Source organism: Arthrobacter sp. EM1, assembly GCF_029964055.1.
Lineage (GTDB): Bacteria > Actinomycetota > Actinomycetes > Actinomycetales > Micrococcaceae > Arthrobacter.
Genome location: NZ_CP124836.1, coordinates 21,381 through 35,017, shown reverse-complemented (window position 1 = coordinate 35,017; position 13,637 = coordinate 21,381). Strand labels below are relative to the sequence as shown.

The window sequence follows — 13,637 nt, the reverse complement described above, 5'->3', positions numbered from 1 at the left end:
GCTGTTCGGAAGTGGTTGGTGTTCGACGTGTCGGCGTCCGGAACGGCTAGTCCGCGGATTTGTCCCGGATATCGGTGATGATGCCGGAGAAGTCCCGGCCCGCCCCGCCTTCCGCGGCAAAGGTATCGTAGATTTCGGCAGCGAGCGGCCCCAGCCGGGCGGCAACACCGGTGCTCTCCAGCGCGTTGAGCGCCAGCTTGAGGTCCTTCGCCATCAGGGCGCCGGCAAAACCGGGCTGGTAGTCCCGGTTGGCCGGGCTTGCCGGCACCGGTCCGGGGACCGGGCAGTTGGTGGTCAACGCCCAGCACTGCCCGGAGGCCGCCGACGCGACGTCAAAAAGAGCCTGGTGGGTCAGGCCCAGCTTCTCACCGAGCACAAAGGCCTCACTGACAGCGATCATGGAGACGCCGAGGATCATGTTGTTGCAGATCTTGGCGGCCTGCCCGGCGCCGTGCTCCCCGCAGTGGACGACGCGCCGTCCCATGACTTCGAGCATCGGTGTCACCGCCGCAAAGTCCGCCGGCAGCGCACCCACCATAAAGGTCAGCGTGCCTGCCTCGGCACCCACAACGCCGCCGGAAACCGGGGCGTCAACGGCCCGGTGGCCGGCCGCAACGGCAAGTTCCGCGGCTTCGCGCGCCTCGTCCACGTTGATCGTGGAGCAATCCAAGAAGAGCGTGCCGGGCGGTGCCACGGCCAGCAGTCCCGGTTGGCCGCCGGTACCGCGGTAGGCATCGAGCAGATGCCTGCCGCTGGGCAGCATGGTCAGCACCACGCCGGCGCCGGCGACGGCCTCGGCGGCGGTGCCCGCGGTGGCGATGCCGTGCGCCCGGGCAGCTTCCAGTGCGGCCGGCACCACATCGAATCCGGTCACTGTGTAGCCGGCTTTGACCAGGTTGACGGCCATCGGTCCGCCCATGTGGCCAAGGCCCAGGAAGGCAACAGAGGGCAGGGCTTCAGACATTGTCGCGCTCCTTTGCAAGCTTCAGTTCACGGTCACCCAGCGGCGCAAAATAGGATTCGACGTCGGCGCGGCTGACTTCCGCGAGGCTGGGCGGCTGCCAATGCGGGGTGCGGTCCTTGTCCACGACCTGGGCGCGGATGCCTTCGCGGAAGTCGGATCCGGCGAGGAACCGCAGTCCCACCCGGTATTCCTGTTCCAGGGCTTCCTCCAGGTTTAGTCCGCGGACCCGGCGCAGGGATTCCAGCGCCACTTTCACCGCCGTGGGCGACTTGGCTTCGATGGTGTCGGCGACATCGGATGCTTCCCCGCCCACTGTGCGCAGCCGGCGAAGGATCTCCTCGGCGTCGTCGCTGGCGTAGCAGGCATCGATCCATTCCTGCTGTGCCGCTAGAACGGAGGCTGGCGCCTGCTCTGAAAAGCGCGCGACGGCGGTGTCCGCCGCTTCATTTTCCAGCGCCCGGGTAAGTTCCACGAGGTTCGCCGATGGAACGAAGTGGTCCGCGAGCCCCAGGAACAGGGCGTCGGCGCCGCTTAGGTGCGCGCCGGTGAGTGCCGCGTGGGTGCCTGTCTCCCCCGGTGAGCGCGAGAGCAGCAGGGTCCCGCCGACGTCGGGCACAAAACCGATGGTGGTCTCCGGCATGCCCATCCGGGTACGTTCGGTGACGATCCGGATTGAGCCGTGCGCGGAGATCCCCACTCCGCCGCCAAGGACCAGCCCGTCCATCAACGCGACGTACGGCTTGGGGTAGTCCGAGATAAGGGAGTTCAGTGCATATTCCCCGGCCCAAAAACCGGCGGTCGCGTCGCCGCCGTCAAGCATGTCACGGTAGATGGCCACAATGTCGCCGCCCGCGCACAACCCACGGTCACCGGCGCCGCGGACCAGCACGGCCGCGACGGCGTCGTCGCTGGTCCAGAGCGTGAGCTGGTCCAGCATGGCGGCCGCCATCCCTGCGGTGAGCGCATTGACAGCCCGGGGCCGGTTCAGGGTGACGACGCCGAGCCGGCCGCGGCGCTCAAACAGGACTTCGGCGGTCCCGTCGGCCGCCTGGTCCGGCATCAGCTGCCTTCCGGCATCACGAAGCTGGCACCGGTGCGGATGCCGGAGGGCCAGCGGGTGGTGACCGTTTTGGTCTTGGTGTAGAAACGGAACGCGTCGGCGCCGTGCTGATTGAGGTCGCCGAAGCCGGAGGCTTTCCAGCCGCCGAAGGTGTAGTAGGCGATCGGCACCGGGATGGGGACATTGATGCCGACCATGCCCACCTGGACCCGGCTGGCGAAGTCGCGGGCGGAGTCACCGTCGCGGGTGAAGATGGCGACGCCGTTGCCAAACTCGTGCTCGCTGCACAGGCGCAGGGCCTCGTCGTAGTCCTCGGCGCGGAGCACGCTGAGGACCGGGCCGAAGATCTCTTCCTTGTAGATCGCCATATCCTTTGTCACGTCGTCGAACAGGGTGGGGCCGACCCAGAAGCCGCCCTCATAGCCCTCGACTGTAAGGCCGCGTCCGTCGGCCAGCAGGGTTGCGCCCTCGTCGACGCCGGCCTGGATATACCCTTCGATCCGTTCCTTGGCGGAAGCCGCCACGACCGGGCCGAAGTCGGAGTCCTTGGCGAGGCTGTGGCCGACCTTGAGCTCCGCGATGCGCTCCTGCAGCTTCGCGACGAGTGCATCGGCGGTGGCCTTGCCGACCGGGACGGCAACGGAAATGGCCATGCAGCGTTCGCCGGCGGAGCCAAAGCCTGCACCCATCAGCGCATCCGCGGCCATGTCCAGGTCCGCGTCCGGCATGATGACCATGTGGTTCTTGGCGCCGCCGAAACACTGGGCGCGTTTGCCGTTAGCGGCGGCAGTGGCGTAGATGTACTGGGCAATCGGCGTGGAGCCCACAAAGCCGATGGCCTGGACCCGGGGGTCTTCCAGCAGCGCATCCACGGCTTCCTTATCGCCGTTGACGACGTTAAACACCCCGTCCGGCAGGCCTGCCTCGGTGAACAGCTCTGCGAGGCGCAGCGGCACCGAGGGGTCCCGTTCGGAGGGCTTCAGCACAAATGAGTTGCCCGCAGCGAGGGCCGGCCCCGACTTCCAGAGCGGGATCATGGCCGGGAAGTTAAACGGGGTGATCCCGGCGACGACGCCGAGCGGTTGGCGCATCGAGTGGACATCGATGCCGGTCCCGGCGCTATCCGAGAACTCGCCCTTAAGCAGGTGCGGGGCTCCCGCGGCGAATTCCACAACCTCGATGCCGCGCTGGACGTCCCCTTTGGCGTCAAGGAAAGTCTTACCGTGTTCCGAGGACAGCAGGGTCGCGAGTTCGTCCATGTTCTGGTTGACAAGATCGACAAATTTGAGCAAAATCCGGCCGCGTCGCTGCGGGTTCATGGCGGCCCATTCAAGCTGGCCCTTTTCCGCGTTGGAGACCACGTTGCGGACCTCCTCGGCGCTGGCCAGCGGCACCCGGGCCTGGACCTCGCCGGTGCAGGGATCGTAGACATCGCTGAAGCGCCCCGAGGTGCCTTCAACATGCTGTCCGTCAATGTAGTGGGATAGCTCGCGAACCATAAGGGAATGCTCCTTTGCACCGTGTGATTGCCGCAGTAACGGAACAGGCCGGATGTGACCTGCACCATCTTCTGCTCCCGAATATACTCGGACTTCCTACTAAATTCCAGAGGGGCCCCGGCCGGCGGCTTCGTCCGGCAGCCAAGTTCGGTAGGTTAGGAACTGTGAAGATAGCTACCTGGAATGTGAACTCGCTCCGCGCCCGCGCCGACCGCGTCGAAGCCTGGCTTCAACGCTCCGACTGTGATGTCCTGGCCATCCAGGAAACCAAGTGCAAGGACGACAACTTCCCGTGGGAGCTCTTCGAGAACATGGGCTACGAGGTGGCGCATTTCGGCCTGAGCCAGTGGAACGGGGTGGCGATCGCCTCCCGGGTGGGGCTCGACGACGTCGAACGGACCTTCCTTGACCAGCCCGTCTTCGGCAAAAACGGCAAGGACGCCGTGCAGGAGGCCCGCGCCATCGGTGCGAGCTGCGGCGGAGTCCGGGTCTGGAGCCTGTACGTCCCCAACGGCCGGGCCCTCGACGATGAACACATGCCGTACAAACTCAACTGGCTGGACACCCTGCGGACCCACGCCGAGGGCTGGCTGCAACAGGACCCCGCAGCGCAGATCGCCCTGATGGGCGACTGGAACATTGCTCCGCGGGACGAGGACGTCTGGGACATCGACTACTTTCGCACCGCGGGCCTCACCCACGTCAGCGAACCGGAACGGGACGCCTTCCGCGCCTTCGAAAATGCCGGCTTCCAAGACGTTGTGCGCCCGCACGCCCCCGGCCCGGGCGTCTACACGTACTGGGATTACACCCAGCTGCGTTTCCCCAAAAAGGAGGGCATGCGGATCGATTTCGTCCTTGCCTCCCCCGCACTGGCCGCCCGCACCACCGGAGCCTCAATCGACCGCGAGGAACGCAAGGGCAAAGGCGCATCGGACCACGCCCCCGTGATCGTGGAGCTGAGCGACTGATGTGCCGGGCCCAGGTAAACGGCGTGATCCAATGACGGGGAACCTCTACCGCGGGCAGGCCGGGCTGCCGTTCTCCTCGTCGCTGCGGATCTACGAACCCTTGGAGGCGTTCCCCGCGGACCAGCAGGAGGAGCTGCGCGCAACCCAAGCCCGCGCTGATTCCCGGGCTGAGGTCGAAAACGCCGAGCTACTCGCTTCTCTTGGCCGCATTACCCGCCAGGGCGGGGACCCGTTCCCCACTGGGGCAACCGATCTGGTGCGGGCCCTCGCGGTGCCGGGAAGCGCCGGGGGCGCAGCGGCATCCGACGCCGGGCAACCAAAGCGGATGCTGTACTGCCCCAGTCAGCTGGTTCTCCGGGCAGGGCTGGCAGCCAACGCCCTGATGGAGGGCATTCACGGTCCGCTGGCCCGGCTGCTGATCCCGGCGGAGCAGCGCGAACGGCACCAGGAACGCATCGATGAAGCACGCTCACATGCCGGGCTGGGACGGCTCCACACCAGGGCGTCGACGTGGGGCATCCCGTTCAGCTGGTTCTGCCTCTTCACCGAATCAGACCCTGCCGACGTGGTGGAATACGATGGCCGCATTGTCACCGTACGCATCCGCGCGACGATCGGCGAGGCGCTGGAGCGCGTCCGCTACGCAGTGGCGCATCTGGCCCTGGCCGCCCCGGATCTGGACATGCTGGAGGACCTCACCCAGCTCACCGAATGGCTGGAGCTCTTCCACCCGGGCTCGGTAGTGGAACTGGATTACGGGGCCGTGGCGGACAAGGTCTACCCGGATGACTCACCGATGGATGTAAGGCTGGGCATTGAGTGCCTCGCCGAAGGGGACATGACCGGCGCTGCCGCCGCCTACCGTCGGCTGGCATCACGGTGGATCCCCATCCGGCAGCTGGCCCGCGCGTCCTGACCGGCTGTCAGGCCCCCGCCGCGGCCGCACGGGCAACCAGCCCGGCGCTGCGGGGCGGCGCCGTCGTGCTTCGGATAATGAGCTGGTGTGGGGCCACCGCCGACTGCACTGAACCGGTGATGCCGTCGAGTTCGTCCAACAGCATTTTCGTGCCCAGCTCCGCCTGCTCGTCCGGACGCTGCCTGACCGTCGTGAGACCCATGGCCTCCGAGAAGTCGTGGTCATCGATCCCGATCACGGAGACCTCCTCAGGGATCCGCACACCGGCGCGGCGCGCCTCGAAAATGACCCCCATGGCCATCTCATCGGAAGCGCAGAAGATCGCCGTAGGCCTCGGGCCGGGCCGGGCCCAGAGCCGGCGGAAGGCTTCCTGGCCACTGCTGAGCGTAAAGTCGCCCCATTCGTCCCATTCGTCCCGGACCCTCAGCCCGGCCTCCGCCATAACATCCTGGAAGGCCGTGATCCGGACCCGGGGGACGTCGAAGTTGAGGTCGGTCTCATCGTCTCCGTGCAGCAGGGCGATATCCCTGTGGCCGAGGCTGATCAGGTGCCGCACCGCCGTCGCTGCGGCGGCGTAGTCGTCGATCCCGATATACGGGCATTCTTCGACGTGGCCGCCGACGACGACCAGCGGGATATCGATTTTCTGAAGGTGTTCGATTTCCTCGTGTGTCAGCGCCATACACAGGACCAGCAGCGCATCGATCTGTTTATAGACCATGGTCTTGCTGAAGAGCCGCTCGCGGTTGCTGCCGTGGCCACCGAGATTAAAGAGCGACAGGTTGTACTGCCGGGTGTGCAGTTCACGGTCTGCGCCCTCGATGGCTTTGGAGAAGAACCAGCGGCTGACGAAGGGTGCCAACACGCCGATAGTCTTTGTGCGCCCGGTAGCAAGCCCCGACGCTGACAAGGACGCCACATAGCCGAGGTCTTCGGCGATGCCCAGAATCTTTTCCCGGGTGGCCGGGGAGACCCGGGGCAGGCCACGGACAGCACGGGACACGGTGGCGGTTGACACTCCGGCGGCGGCGGCGACGTCCTCGATGCTGACGCCCGAATGGCCGCCGCGCTGAGCCCTGTCTGTTGTCTTCGCCACCGTGTCCCCTCATTGATTTTCTGTGGACGCCACTGGCTGGACGCAGGCGGTCCTGGTTAGCCCCGACGACCCTGGATCCGCGGCTTCGAGCCCTAGCTTGGCCTGGTTGCCGTCCGGCGGGGCAGCCGACGGCGCAGCCGGATCATGGCGTAGATCGCCAGCAAGATGCCCAGCAAACCGAGCGCCCAGCCGAGCGCCGGCTGGGCGGTCACCTCCATCCAGACGGTGACCACCAGCAGCACGAACGCCCAGAAGCCCAGGAAGCCGATGATGATGTCGAAATCCTCGCCGGAACGAACCTTGCGTCGCGTCGCCGGCACATGGCCGTCGGTCCGCCCGGCAGTCATCGTGCACCCATCATTTGACGGCGCCAGCCGTCAGCCCGGCCACGATCTTGCGCTGGAACACCAGGACCAGGATGACCAGGGGGATGGTCACAATGGTGCCTGCTGCCATGATCGCGGTGTACGGCACCTGGTTCGGCTGCGCCCCGGCGAAGCTGGCAATGGCCACCGTGACCGGCTGCGTAGCGTCGCTCGAGAGCTGGCTGGCGATAAGGAATTCATTCCACGAGGAGATGAACGCCAGAATCGCTGTTGTGAAAATCGCCGGCGCCGCGAGCGGCATGATCACCTTCCGGAACGCCTGACCTTGGGTACACCCGTCGACCCGGGCCGCTTCCTCAAGCTCCCAGGGCATTTCCCGGAAGAACGAGGTCATGGTGTAGACCGTCAGCGGCAGGACGAAGGAGATATTCGGAATGATCAGGGCCTGGTAGGACCCCATCCAGCCGATATTGGTGAACAGCTGGAACAGGGGCGTGATGAGGGCGACGCCTGGGAACATGGACGCACCCAGGATAAAGCCCAGCACCAGGTACTTGAACCGGAAGTTCAACCGGGCCAGCGCGTAGGCGGCGAAAACGCCGATCAGCAGCGACACCGCTGTGACAACCCCGCCGATGAACAAGCTGTTGAGCAGTGCCTGGCCGAAATGGTTCCCGAATGACGTGTCGAACGCCGTTTGGAAGTTGTCCAGCGTCACGTGCGTCGGCAGCAGGGAGGTGTCGTAGGTGTAGCCGACGTCGCGGAACGCCGTGACGACCATCCAGTAGGCCGGCGCCAGGCACCAGATGAGGATAACGGCCGCACTGATATATGTGCGCCCCTGGGTCCACTTCTCGCGGTTTTGCGCGGTCTTCCGGCCCCGGTCCTGCTCTGCGCGGAGTTCGGTCGCGGCTGTCATTTCTTCCCCTTAGCTGCGCCGGTTTGCTGCTCCACCACATTCGCTCCGAGGAAGCGTACAAAGATGAAAGCCACAAGAAAGATGATGATAAATGTGATGGTGGACAGGGCCGCCGCAGCGTTGAAGCCTTGCCTGATCTGGTTGATCACCAGGATGGAGAGTGTGGTGGTGTTGTTCGCTCCGCCGGTGAGGATGTACGGGAGGTCGAACATCCGCAGCGCGTCCAGGGTTCGGAACAGGATGGCCACCATCAGCGCCGGCTTCACCAGCGGCAGTGTGATCATCCGGAACCGTTGCCAGGCGCTGGCACCGTCGACCTTCGCGGCCTCGTAAACGTCGGCGGGGATCATCTGCAGGCCCGCGAGAATCAACAGCGCCATAAAGGGAGTCGTCTTCCAGACGTCCGCGATAATAACAGCCCATCTGGCCGGCCATTCGCTCCCGGTCCACAGGATTGTGGTGTTGAAGAGTTTGTTGCCGATGCCTTCGAAGGCGAAGATGAACAGCCACAGCTTTGCCGTAACGGCGGTGGGAATGGCCCACGGTACCAGGACTGCCGCACGCACCAGGCTGCGGCCTTTGAAGGCCCGGGCCATGATGATGGCCATCCAGAAGCCGAGCACCGTTTCCAGTGCCACAGTCACGACGGTGAAGAAAAAGGTTGTGCTGGTGGCGGACCAGAACTGCGCACCAAGCGTTCCCGGCGGGCAGGCCACGGTTCCGCCGCCGCCGGCAGCGCACTGTTGGAAAAGCCAGTTCACATAGTTGGAGAAGCCTGCCGGCCCGCCGGCGGTGAAAAGACCCGTAGCGGGGTCCAGTCCGGCATCTTTCTGGAATGACATGACCATGGCACTGATGATCGGGTACACGATCACGATTCCCAATGCCACAACAGTCGGCGCGAGGAGCCAGGATGCCCAGCGCCCCTGCGTCGCGATCCGGTTGTCCTCGCCTACACCCTTGGCCGCGGGCGGGACCGGGGCCCCGCCCGACGCCGGTGTCTTGACCGGCGTCGGGCCTGCTTCGGTTGTCATGATGGACCTACTGTCCCGCGCTGGCGGACTCTATGGACTTCTGCATATCAGACAGGGCCGCATCCACGGTCTTCTCGCCCTTGATGGCAGCGTACGCATTGTCCTGGATGGCCTTGGTGACGGCCGGGTAGAACGGCGTGACGGGGCGGGGCACGGCGTTCTCGATCGACGTCTTCAGCACCGGCAAGTACGGGAGTTTGGCGACGAGTTCCTCATCGTCGTAGAGCGCGCCGAGAACGGGGGCAAGCGAGCCCTGGGTGGCAAAGAACTTCTGGCTCTCTTCAGAGGTGAGGAACTTCAGGAAATCCAGGGCCGTGGCCTTGTTCTTGGAGTAAACGCTGACAGCGGCGCTGTGGCCGCCCAGCGACGAGGCGCCGGGGCCGTCCTTGCCCGGGAGGGCAGCCATGCCCAGGACATCCTTGACTTTCGAGGACCCTTCAGTGGTGGCGAGGTTGTACACGTAGGGCCAGTTGCGAAGGAACAGCAGCTTGCCGTCCTGGAACGCCTGCCGGCTCTCCTCCTCCTGGAAGGTGATGGCTTCCTTCGGGATTTGACCGTCGGCGTAGGCCTTGGCCAGGTTTCCGAGGCCGGCTTTTGCTTCCGGCGTGTTCAGGCTGGGCTTGCCGTCCTTGTCCAACACCGAACCGCCCGCGGAGTTGATGGCCTCGGAGGCGTTGACGGTCAGTCCCTCGTACTTCTTGAACTGGCCCGAGTAGCAGCCCATGTTGTTGGCCGTCGCGATGGAGCACATGCTCATCATCTCGTCCCAGGTCTTCGGCGGCGTGGGAACCAGGTCCTTGCGGTAGTAGAGGATGCCGCCGTCGGATGATTCCGGTGCCGCGTAGAGCGTGCCCTTATAGGAGGCGGAGTCGACGGTTGGCTTCAGCATGGCGCCGGTATCGAGCGCCATCTTGTCCTTCAGCGGCTGCAGCCAGCCCTTGGCAGCAAATTCGGCCGTCCAGACGACGTCGACGCTCGCGACGTCGTAGCCGGTGTTCTTGGCCTGGAAGTTCTGGACAAGGTCGTCGTGCTGCTGGTCGGCATTGTCGGTCTGCTCCTTGAACGTGACCTGTTCATTCGGGTGCGCCGCGTTCCACTTCTCGAGCAACGGACGGACCACGTTGCTGTTGTCCTTGCCCTGGACGTAGGTGATGGGGCCCCGACTGTCGAGGCCCTGCGACGCGGCGTCGCCGGCGGGCGATCCGCCGCCGCTATTTCCGCCCCCGCCACAGGCGGAGAGGGTGAGGGCCAGGACGCCTGCTGTGGCTACGGGAACTAGGAACTTCGGGGTTTTCATGCTGGGTCTCCTCGCTGAGTACCGGACAGAAATCGGCAGTGCTTTGACGTGTCGAGAATCACAGTAATCAACAAGCGGGGCCGAATGCAAGCGTTTACACATACCTTTATGGAAAGGTGATGGTTGTTTTTGCGGCGAAGCCGCGCAACCCAGCAGCCGCGCAACAGTGGCGGTCGCGGACCCCGCTTAGGGTTCGCCCCACTTCCGCCGCCGTGGCGGCGCCCGCACGGCCCGGGTCAGCGGACCCGTTCCGCCCGTCCGAACCGCGACCGGGCACCCGAGGCGATATGAATAAGCACCGGGGTGCTTTTGCCGAGTGCAGCGTCGAGCGCTTCCACGAGGCCGGAGACCTCTGCTGCCAGCCGGTGCGGGGCCACGCCCTGGCGGGGCTGGACCCTGATTCTCAGGGCCGGTTCGCCGCGGAATTCGTAGGTCGCGACGGTGGCGCCGGCCAGGTCCGCACGGTCCGCCAGTGCCGCCCGGAGCGCCTGCTCGGCGACGCCACTGCCGATCCTGACGCTCCCGGGCACCGCGCCCGGATCCTGTTCGGACACGAGCAGGTTGGCGCGGCCTTTCCCCTGCTGCGCGGCCCAGGTCACCATGGCGACGATCACCAGCAGCAGTGCGAGCACCACCACAATCCAGAGCCAGCTCTCCTGGCTCCCCGGAACGCGGGTGCTGTCCAGGAGATTACGCCAGGAACTCCAGACTCCTGCCGCCCAACTGTGCCACCACACGCCCACGGCCGGCACGCTCGCCAGCAGGATGAGCAGAACGCCGAGGGCCAGAAATTTGAGGCCAAGGACGGCGAGGAGGATCCGGTTGAGGATCCGCGGGGATCCAGTCATGCGCCGATCACCCCGGCCTGGGCTATATTGACTCGAACTTCAGGAAACGGGGACAGCCGCATGTCCCGCAGCTCATCCTGGACAGCGGCGAGAAGCACCTCGGGTTTCAGCGGGACTCCGGAGGTGGGACGGACGTTGACTTGGACCTGCTGACGGGACACCGTCACCATCACCTGCTGCTGACTTACGTTGGCGGCCACCCGTGCGCGGCGCGCCAGTGCGGAGGCAATCACCTCGTCGTCCACAACGACGGCGGCACGGCCGTCCCGCAGAAGGTGCCGCGCCCGGCGTCCCGGCAGGATGGCGTTTAGGAAAAAGAACAAACCCGCCATCACCAACACCGCGCCGGCCACGCCAAGCAGCAGCGGCGGAATCCCGCTCGGGAGCGCCACCGCCTGTTCCGCCGCAGTCTGGGGATCCACAAGCCACGCGGGCTGTCCGATGGCCCGGACCGCGGTTTCGAGGAGGGCAAAAACGCACAGGGCAATAACCAGGGCTGCGGCGATGATCGAGGCAACGGCGCGTGAGGAGTGGGTCTCGCGCTTGAGGATCTGCTGGACGCCCTTGGCGCCGGCCCCTGCAGGTGCCGTGTTCCCGGCCGACGGCGCGTCGGCCGGAGCGGGCGGGATGTTGCGCCCGCTCCCAGCAGCATGATCGGAGGTATGGCTCACCGGACCCGCCCCCCTTCCCTCATGCTGGCGCCGCTGATCCGGATGTCAACCCGGCTCAGCCGGGCACCGCTCAGCTCGGTCACCCGGCGGAGAATCTCGGCTTTGGCAGCCACGGCACGATCCCAGACGGAACCGCCAAAACCCGCGACCCGCCCGGCGTCCCGCAGCACCGCGGTCAGCGGCGGGACGGTGATGGGCGCGACGACGGACAGCGCCAGCAACCCGTTATCGTCAGACCATGCGGCGCGGACCTCCTGCGGGGTGACGCCGAGGGCCTCGGCCGCGGCGGTCTGCGCCACGCTGGTGAGCGCCTGGTTGCTGATCCTGGTGTGTCCGGACCGCACCGTACCGTTCGGCCCGGCAGCGTCGCTCATGAGGAAGAACGCCGGCCTGTGAGGGCGTCAAGCACGCTACGCAGGTCCAGTTTCCCTTCCGCGGCGCGGCCCAGCAGGGCGCCGATTCCCATGAACAACAAGGCACCGAGAAAGCCCCAGACGCCGAACTGAAACGACATAAACGCGACGAACGCGCCGACTGCGATCCCCGCAACTGTCAGATTCACTGGATTGCCTCCGTTGCCGCCCGGGCCTCGGCCGGGGATCCGGATTTCGCCGGGCCAGGCACGTAGACGTCATTGATGTCGATGTTAACTTCGATGACCTGAAGACCAACGAGCTCCTCGACCGCCGAGTACACGGCGGCGCGGATCTGGTCCGCCAGGGCGTGAAGGGGTGTGCCGTAGAGCGCTACCAAATCGATGTCGACGGCCACTTGGGTATCGCCCACTTCAGCGCGGACACCGGCGGCATGGTCAGCACTGCCGACGGCGTCGCGGAAAGCCCCCAGCGCCCGGGACGGACCCGATCCCAAGGAATACACGCCGGGGACTGCGCGGGCGGCAATGCCCGCGACCTTCGCCACAGCGGTCTCGGATATGACGGTGCGGCCACCACCGGGCATCGGCACCTCGGCGGACATCCCGGCCACCGCTGCGGCTGCGGGCTGAGAATTCTGGTATTCCATGCGGCACTTCCCCTTCTCTTTGTCACCACCCTAGTCCCTGGCCCCGACAAGGCGACCGCTTCGGGGCCAGCGTCGGCCGGGAGGTTAGGAACCGGTGCCGGATTCCTGCTACTTGCAGTTGGCGGTGAGCCAGCTCTGCACCGGCGCCATGGCGTCCTGCAGTTTACCGCTGGAAAAAACTGTCTGATCCGTGATTCCAGCGATGGCCACCTGGCTGAGGGTGGTGAAGTCGGCCTTGATGCTCTCGGGCGCGCGCTTGGCGGTGCGGCTCAGTTCTGTCTTGGTCTGTTCCAGCTCGGCGGCAGTGCCCTGTGCGGCAGCAAGAGGCAGCAGGGTGGAGCCTGTGGCCTGCTCGGAAATCGCGGTGCAAGCCTCGCCCGCCGTAGCAAAGTCGCCCCAGGGGCTGGAGGAGCTGCTGGGACTCGCCGTTGCCGACGACGGCGCGGCGCTGGCAGCCGCGGACGACGGCGCGCTCCCGGCGTCCGGCGCAGAACAGCCGGTGAGGGCCAGGGCGGCCAGGAAAGTGCAAGTGGTCAGAGCTCGTGCAGCATTCTTCAAGATCACGTGTAGGAATCACTTTTCGGTTGAGATTGCACCACCGGCCCGATCAGGCTGCCGGCGGTCGTAGCGTTCTTTCCCCAGCGTGCGAGTCTAGCCCTGTTGGCGCGCGGCCCCACAAACGGGGGTAGCGGCATCCGCGGCGTTAAAGAAGAAAAGCACCAGTTCCAAAAGAACTGATGCTTCCCAGTGGTGGCTCCGACCGGCGTCGATCCGGTGACCTTTCGATTTTCAGTCGAACGCTCTACCAACTGAGCTACAGAGCCTAGGTGACACGTCACCATGATGGCCGGAATTTCTTCTGGCCATCAGAGCGACCCTGACGGGACTTGAACCCGCGACCTCCGCCGTGACAGGGCGGCGCGCTAACCAACTGCGCTACAGGGCCTTGCTATTTTCTTGCTTCTCTGCAGTATCGCTACTGCAATTTTTCAAGGCTCTTAGCCTACCAGACT

The 13,637-nt window shown here is 65.6% G+C and carries 16 protein-coding genes and 2 tRNA genes; 2 read left to right on the top strand and 16 right to left on the bottom strand.

Translation table 11 applies throughout. The features are described from left to right. Positions 1-46 precede the first annotated feature (46 nt). From mmsB to QI450_RS00195, 3 genes are read right to left on the bottom strand one after another with little or no spacing between them, the layout of a single operon-like run. Positions 47-964: a 3-hydroxyisobutyrate dehydrogenase gene (gene mmsB, locus QI450_RS00205; RefSeq protein WP_226773405.1), complete on the bottom strand. Its 918-nt coding sequence runs from the start codon at positions 962-964 to the stop codon at positions 47-49. Next, positions 957-2,024: an enoyl-CoA hydratase/isomerase family protein gene (locus QI450_RS00200; RefSeq protein ID WP_226773406.1), complete on the bottom strand. Its 1,068-nt coding sequence runs from the start codon at positions 2,022-2,024 to the stop codon at positions 957-959. The genes mmsB and QI450_RS00200 overlap by 8 nt, the downstream gene beginning before the upstream one ends. Continuing rightward, on the bottom strand, positions 2,024-3,523 hold the full coding sequence (locus QI450_RS00195; RefSeq protein WP_226773407.1) for a CoA-acylating methylmalonate-semialdehyde dehydrogenase: 1,500 nt from the start codon (positions 3,521-3,523) through the stop codon (positions 2,024-2,026). The genes QI450_RS00200 and QI450_RS00195 overlap by 1 nt, the downstream gene beginning before the upstream one ends. Positions 3,524-3,687: 164 nt before the next feature. On the opposite strand from QI450_RS00195, the gene QI450_RS00190 reads away from it, so the two are divergent. Both QI450_RS00190 and QI450_RS00185 read left to right on the top strand, forming a co-directional pair. After that, entirely contained in the window at positions 3,688-4,494 is an 807-nt protein-coding gene (locus tag QI450_RS00190) for an exodeoxyribonuclease III (RefSeq protein WP_226773408.1), read from the top strand. Positions 4,495-4,525: 31 nt separating this feature from the next. Continuing rightward, the gene (locus QI450_RS00185) at positions 4,526-5,410 is read left to right on the top strand and encodes a hypothetical protein (RefSeq protein WP_226773409.1); all 885 of its coding nucleotides are present in this window, start codon (positions 4,526-4,528) and stop codon (positions 5,408-5,410) included. 7 nt (positions 5,411-5,417) lie between these two features. On the opposite strand, the gene QI450_RS00180 is transcribed toward QI450_RS00185, so the two are convergent. The 13 genes from QI450_RS00180 to QI450_RS00120 form a co-directional block, all read right to left on the bottom strand. Then, the gene (locus tag QI450_RS00180; protein WP_226773410.1) at positions 5,418-6,506 is read right to left on the bottom strand and encodes a LacI family DNA-binding transcriptional regulator; all 1,089 of its coding nucleotides are present in this window, start codon (positions 6,504-6,506) and stop codon (positions 5,418-5,420) included. A 92-nt stretch (positions 6,507-6,598) separates the two neighbouring features. After that, on the bottom strand, positions 6,599-6,853 hold the full coding sequence (locus tag QI450_RS00175) for a hypothetical protein (protein ID WP_226773411.1): 255 nt from the start codon (positions 6,851-6,853) through the stop codon (positions 6,599-6,601). 10 nt (positions 6,854-6,863) lie between these two features. Then, complete coding sequence (locus QI450_RS00170; protein WP_226773412.1) at positions 6,864-7,751, bottom strand: carbohydrate ABC transporter permease; 888 nt, start codon at positions 7,749-7,751, stop codon at positions 6,864-6,866. After that, positions 7,748-8,785, bottom strand: a complete 1,038-nt coding sequence (locus QI450_RS00165) for a sugar ABC transporter permease (RefSeq protein ID WP_226773413.1) — start codon at positions 8,783-8,785, stop codon at positions 7,748-7,750. The genes QI450_RS00170 and QI450_RS00165 overlap by 4 nt, the downstream gene beginning before the upstream one ends. Before the next feature lie 7 nt (positions 8,786-8,792). Continuing rightward, positions 8,793-10,082: an ABC transporter substrate-binding protein gene (locus QI450_RS00160; RefSeq protein WP_253031390.1), complete on the bottom strand. Its 1,290-nt coding sequence runs from the start codon at positions 10,080-10,082 to the stop codon at positions 8,793-8,795. Between the two features lie 236 nt (positions 10,083-10,318). Beyond that, positions 10,319-10,930, bottom strand: coding sequence for a hypothetical protein (locus QI450_RS00155; protein WP_226773415.1), 612 nt, complete (start codon positions 10,928-10,930; stop codon positions 10,319-10,321). After that, on the bottom strand, positions 10,927-11,601 hold the full coding sequence (locus tag QI450_RS00150; protein WP_226773416.1) for a DUF6286 domain-containing protein: 675 nt from the start codon (positions 11,599-11,601) through the stop codon (positions 10,927-10,929). The genes QI450_RS00155 and QI450_RS00150 overlap by 4 nt, the downstream gene beginning before the upstream one ends. After that, positions 11,598-11,975, bottom strand: a complete 378-nt coding sequence (locus tag QI450_RS00145) for a hypothetical protein (protein ID WP_226773417.1) — start codon at positions 11,973-11,975, stop codon at positions 11,598-11,600. The genes QI450_RS00150 and QI450_RS00145 overlap by 4 nt, the downstream gene beginning before the upstream one ends. Continuing rightward, positions 11,972-12,163 carry a hypothetical protein gene (locus QI450_RS00140; protein ID WP_226773418.1) on the bottom strand — a complete coding sequence of 64 codons (192 nt, stop codon included), beginning with the start codon at positions 12,161-12,163 and terminating at the stop codon, positions 11,972-11,974. The genes QI450_RS00145 and QI450_RS00140 overlap by 4 nt, the downstream gene beginning before the upstream one ends. Beyond that, positions 12,160-12,624, bottom strand: a complete 465-nt coding sequence (locus QI450_RS00135; protein WP_226773419.1) for an Asp23/Gls24 family envelope stress response protein — start codon at positions 12,622-12,624, stop codon at positions 12,160-12,162. Before QI450_RS00135 ends, QI450_RS00140 begins: the two co-directional genes overlap by 4 nt. Positions 12,625-12,732: 108 nt before the next feature. Continuing rightward, positions 12,733-13,188: a hypothetical protein gene (locus QI450_RS00130; RefSeq protein WP_226773420.1), complete on the bottom strand. Its 456-nt coding sequence runs from the start codon at positions 13,186-13,188 to the stop codon at positions 12,733-12,735. A 184-nt stretch (positions 13,189-13,372) separates the two neighbouring features. Next, positions 13,373-13,448: transfer RNA gene (locus QI450_RS00125), tRNA-Phe, on the bottom strand. A gap of 48 nt (positions 13,449-13,496) precedes the next feature. Further along, a tRNA-Asp gene (locus QI450_RS00120) sits at positions 13,497-13,570 on the bottom strand. Between the last annotated feature and the right edge of the window lie 67 nt (positions 13,571-13,637).

Coding starts and splice junctions, on each gene's coding strand:
- QI450_RS00195 (WP_226773407.1), bottom strand. CDS start 3,523: ATGGTTCGCGAGCTATCCCACTACATTGACGGACAGCATGTTGAAGGC.
- QI450_RS00175 (WP_226773411.1), bottom strand. CDS start 6,853: ATGACTGCCGGGCGGACCGACGGCCATGTGCCGGCGACGCGACGCAAG.
- QI450_RS00145 (WP_226773417.1), bottom strand. CDS start 11,975: ATGAGCGACGCTGCCGGGCCGAACGGTACGGTGCGGTCCGGACACACC.
- mmsB (WP_226773405.1), bottom strand. CDS start 964: ATGTCTGAAGCCCTGCCCTCTGTTGCCTTCCTGGGCCTTGGCCACATG.
- QI450_RS00155 (WP_226773415.1), bottom strand. CDS start 10,930: ATGACTGGATCCCCGCGGATCCTCAACCGGATCCTCCTCGCCGTCCTT.
- QI450_RS00200 (WP_226773406.1), bottom strand. CDS start 2,024: ATGCCGGACCAGGCGGCCGACGGGACCGCCGAAGTCCTGTTTGAGCGC.
- QI450_RS00165 (WP_226773413.1), bottom strand. CDS start 8,785: ATGACAACCGAAGCAGGCCCGACGCCGGTCAAGACACCGGCGTCGGGC.
- QI450_RS00135 (WP_226773419.1), bottom strand. CDS start 12,624: ATGGAATACCAGAATTCTCAGCCCGCAGCCGCAGCGGTGGCCGGGATG.
- QI450_RS00185 (WP_226773409.1), top strand. CDS start 4,526: ATGACGGGGAACCTCTACCGCGGGCAGGCCGGGCTGCCGTTCTCCTCG.
- QI450_RS00170 (WP_226773412.1), bottom strand. CDS start 7,751: ATGACAGCCGCGACCGAACTCCGCGCAGAGCAGGACCGGGGCCGGAAG.
- QI450_RS00160 (WP_253031390.1), bottom strand. CDS start 10,082: ATGAAAACCCCGAAGTTCCTAGTTCCCGTAGCCACAGCAGGCGTCCTG.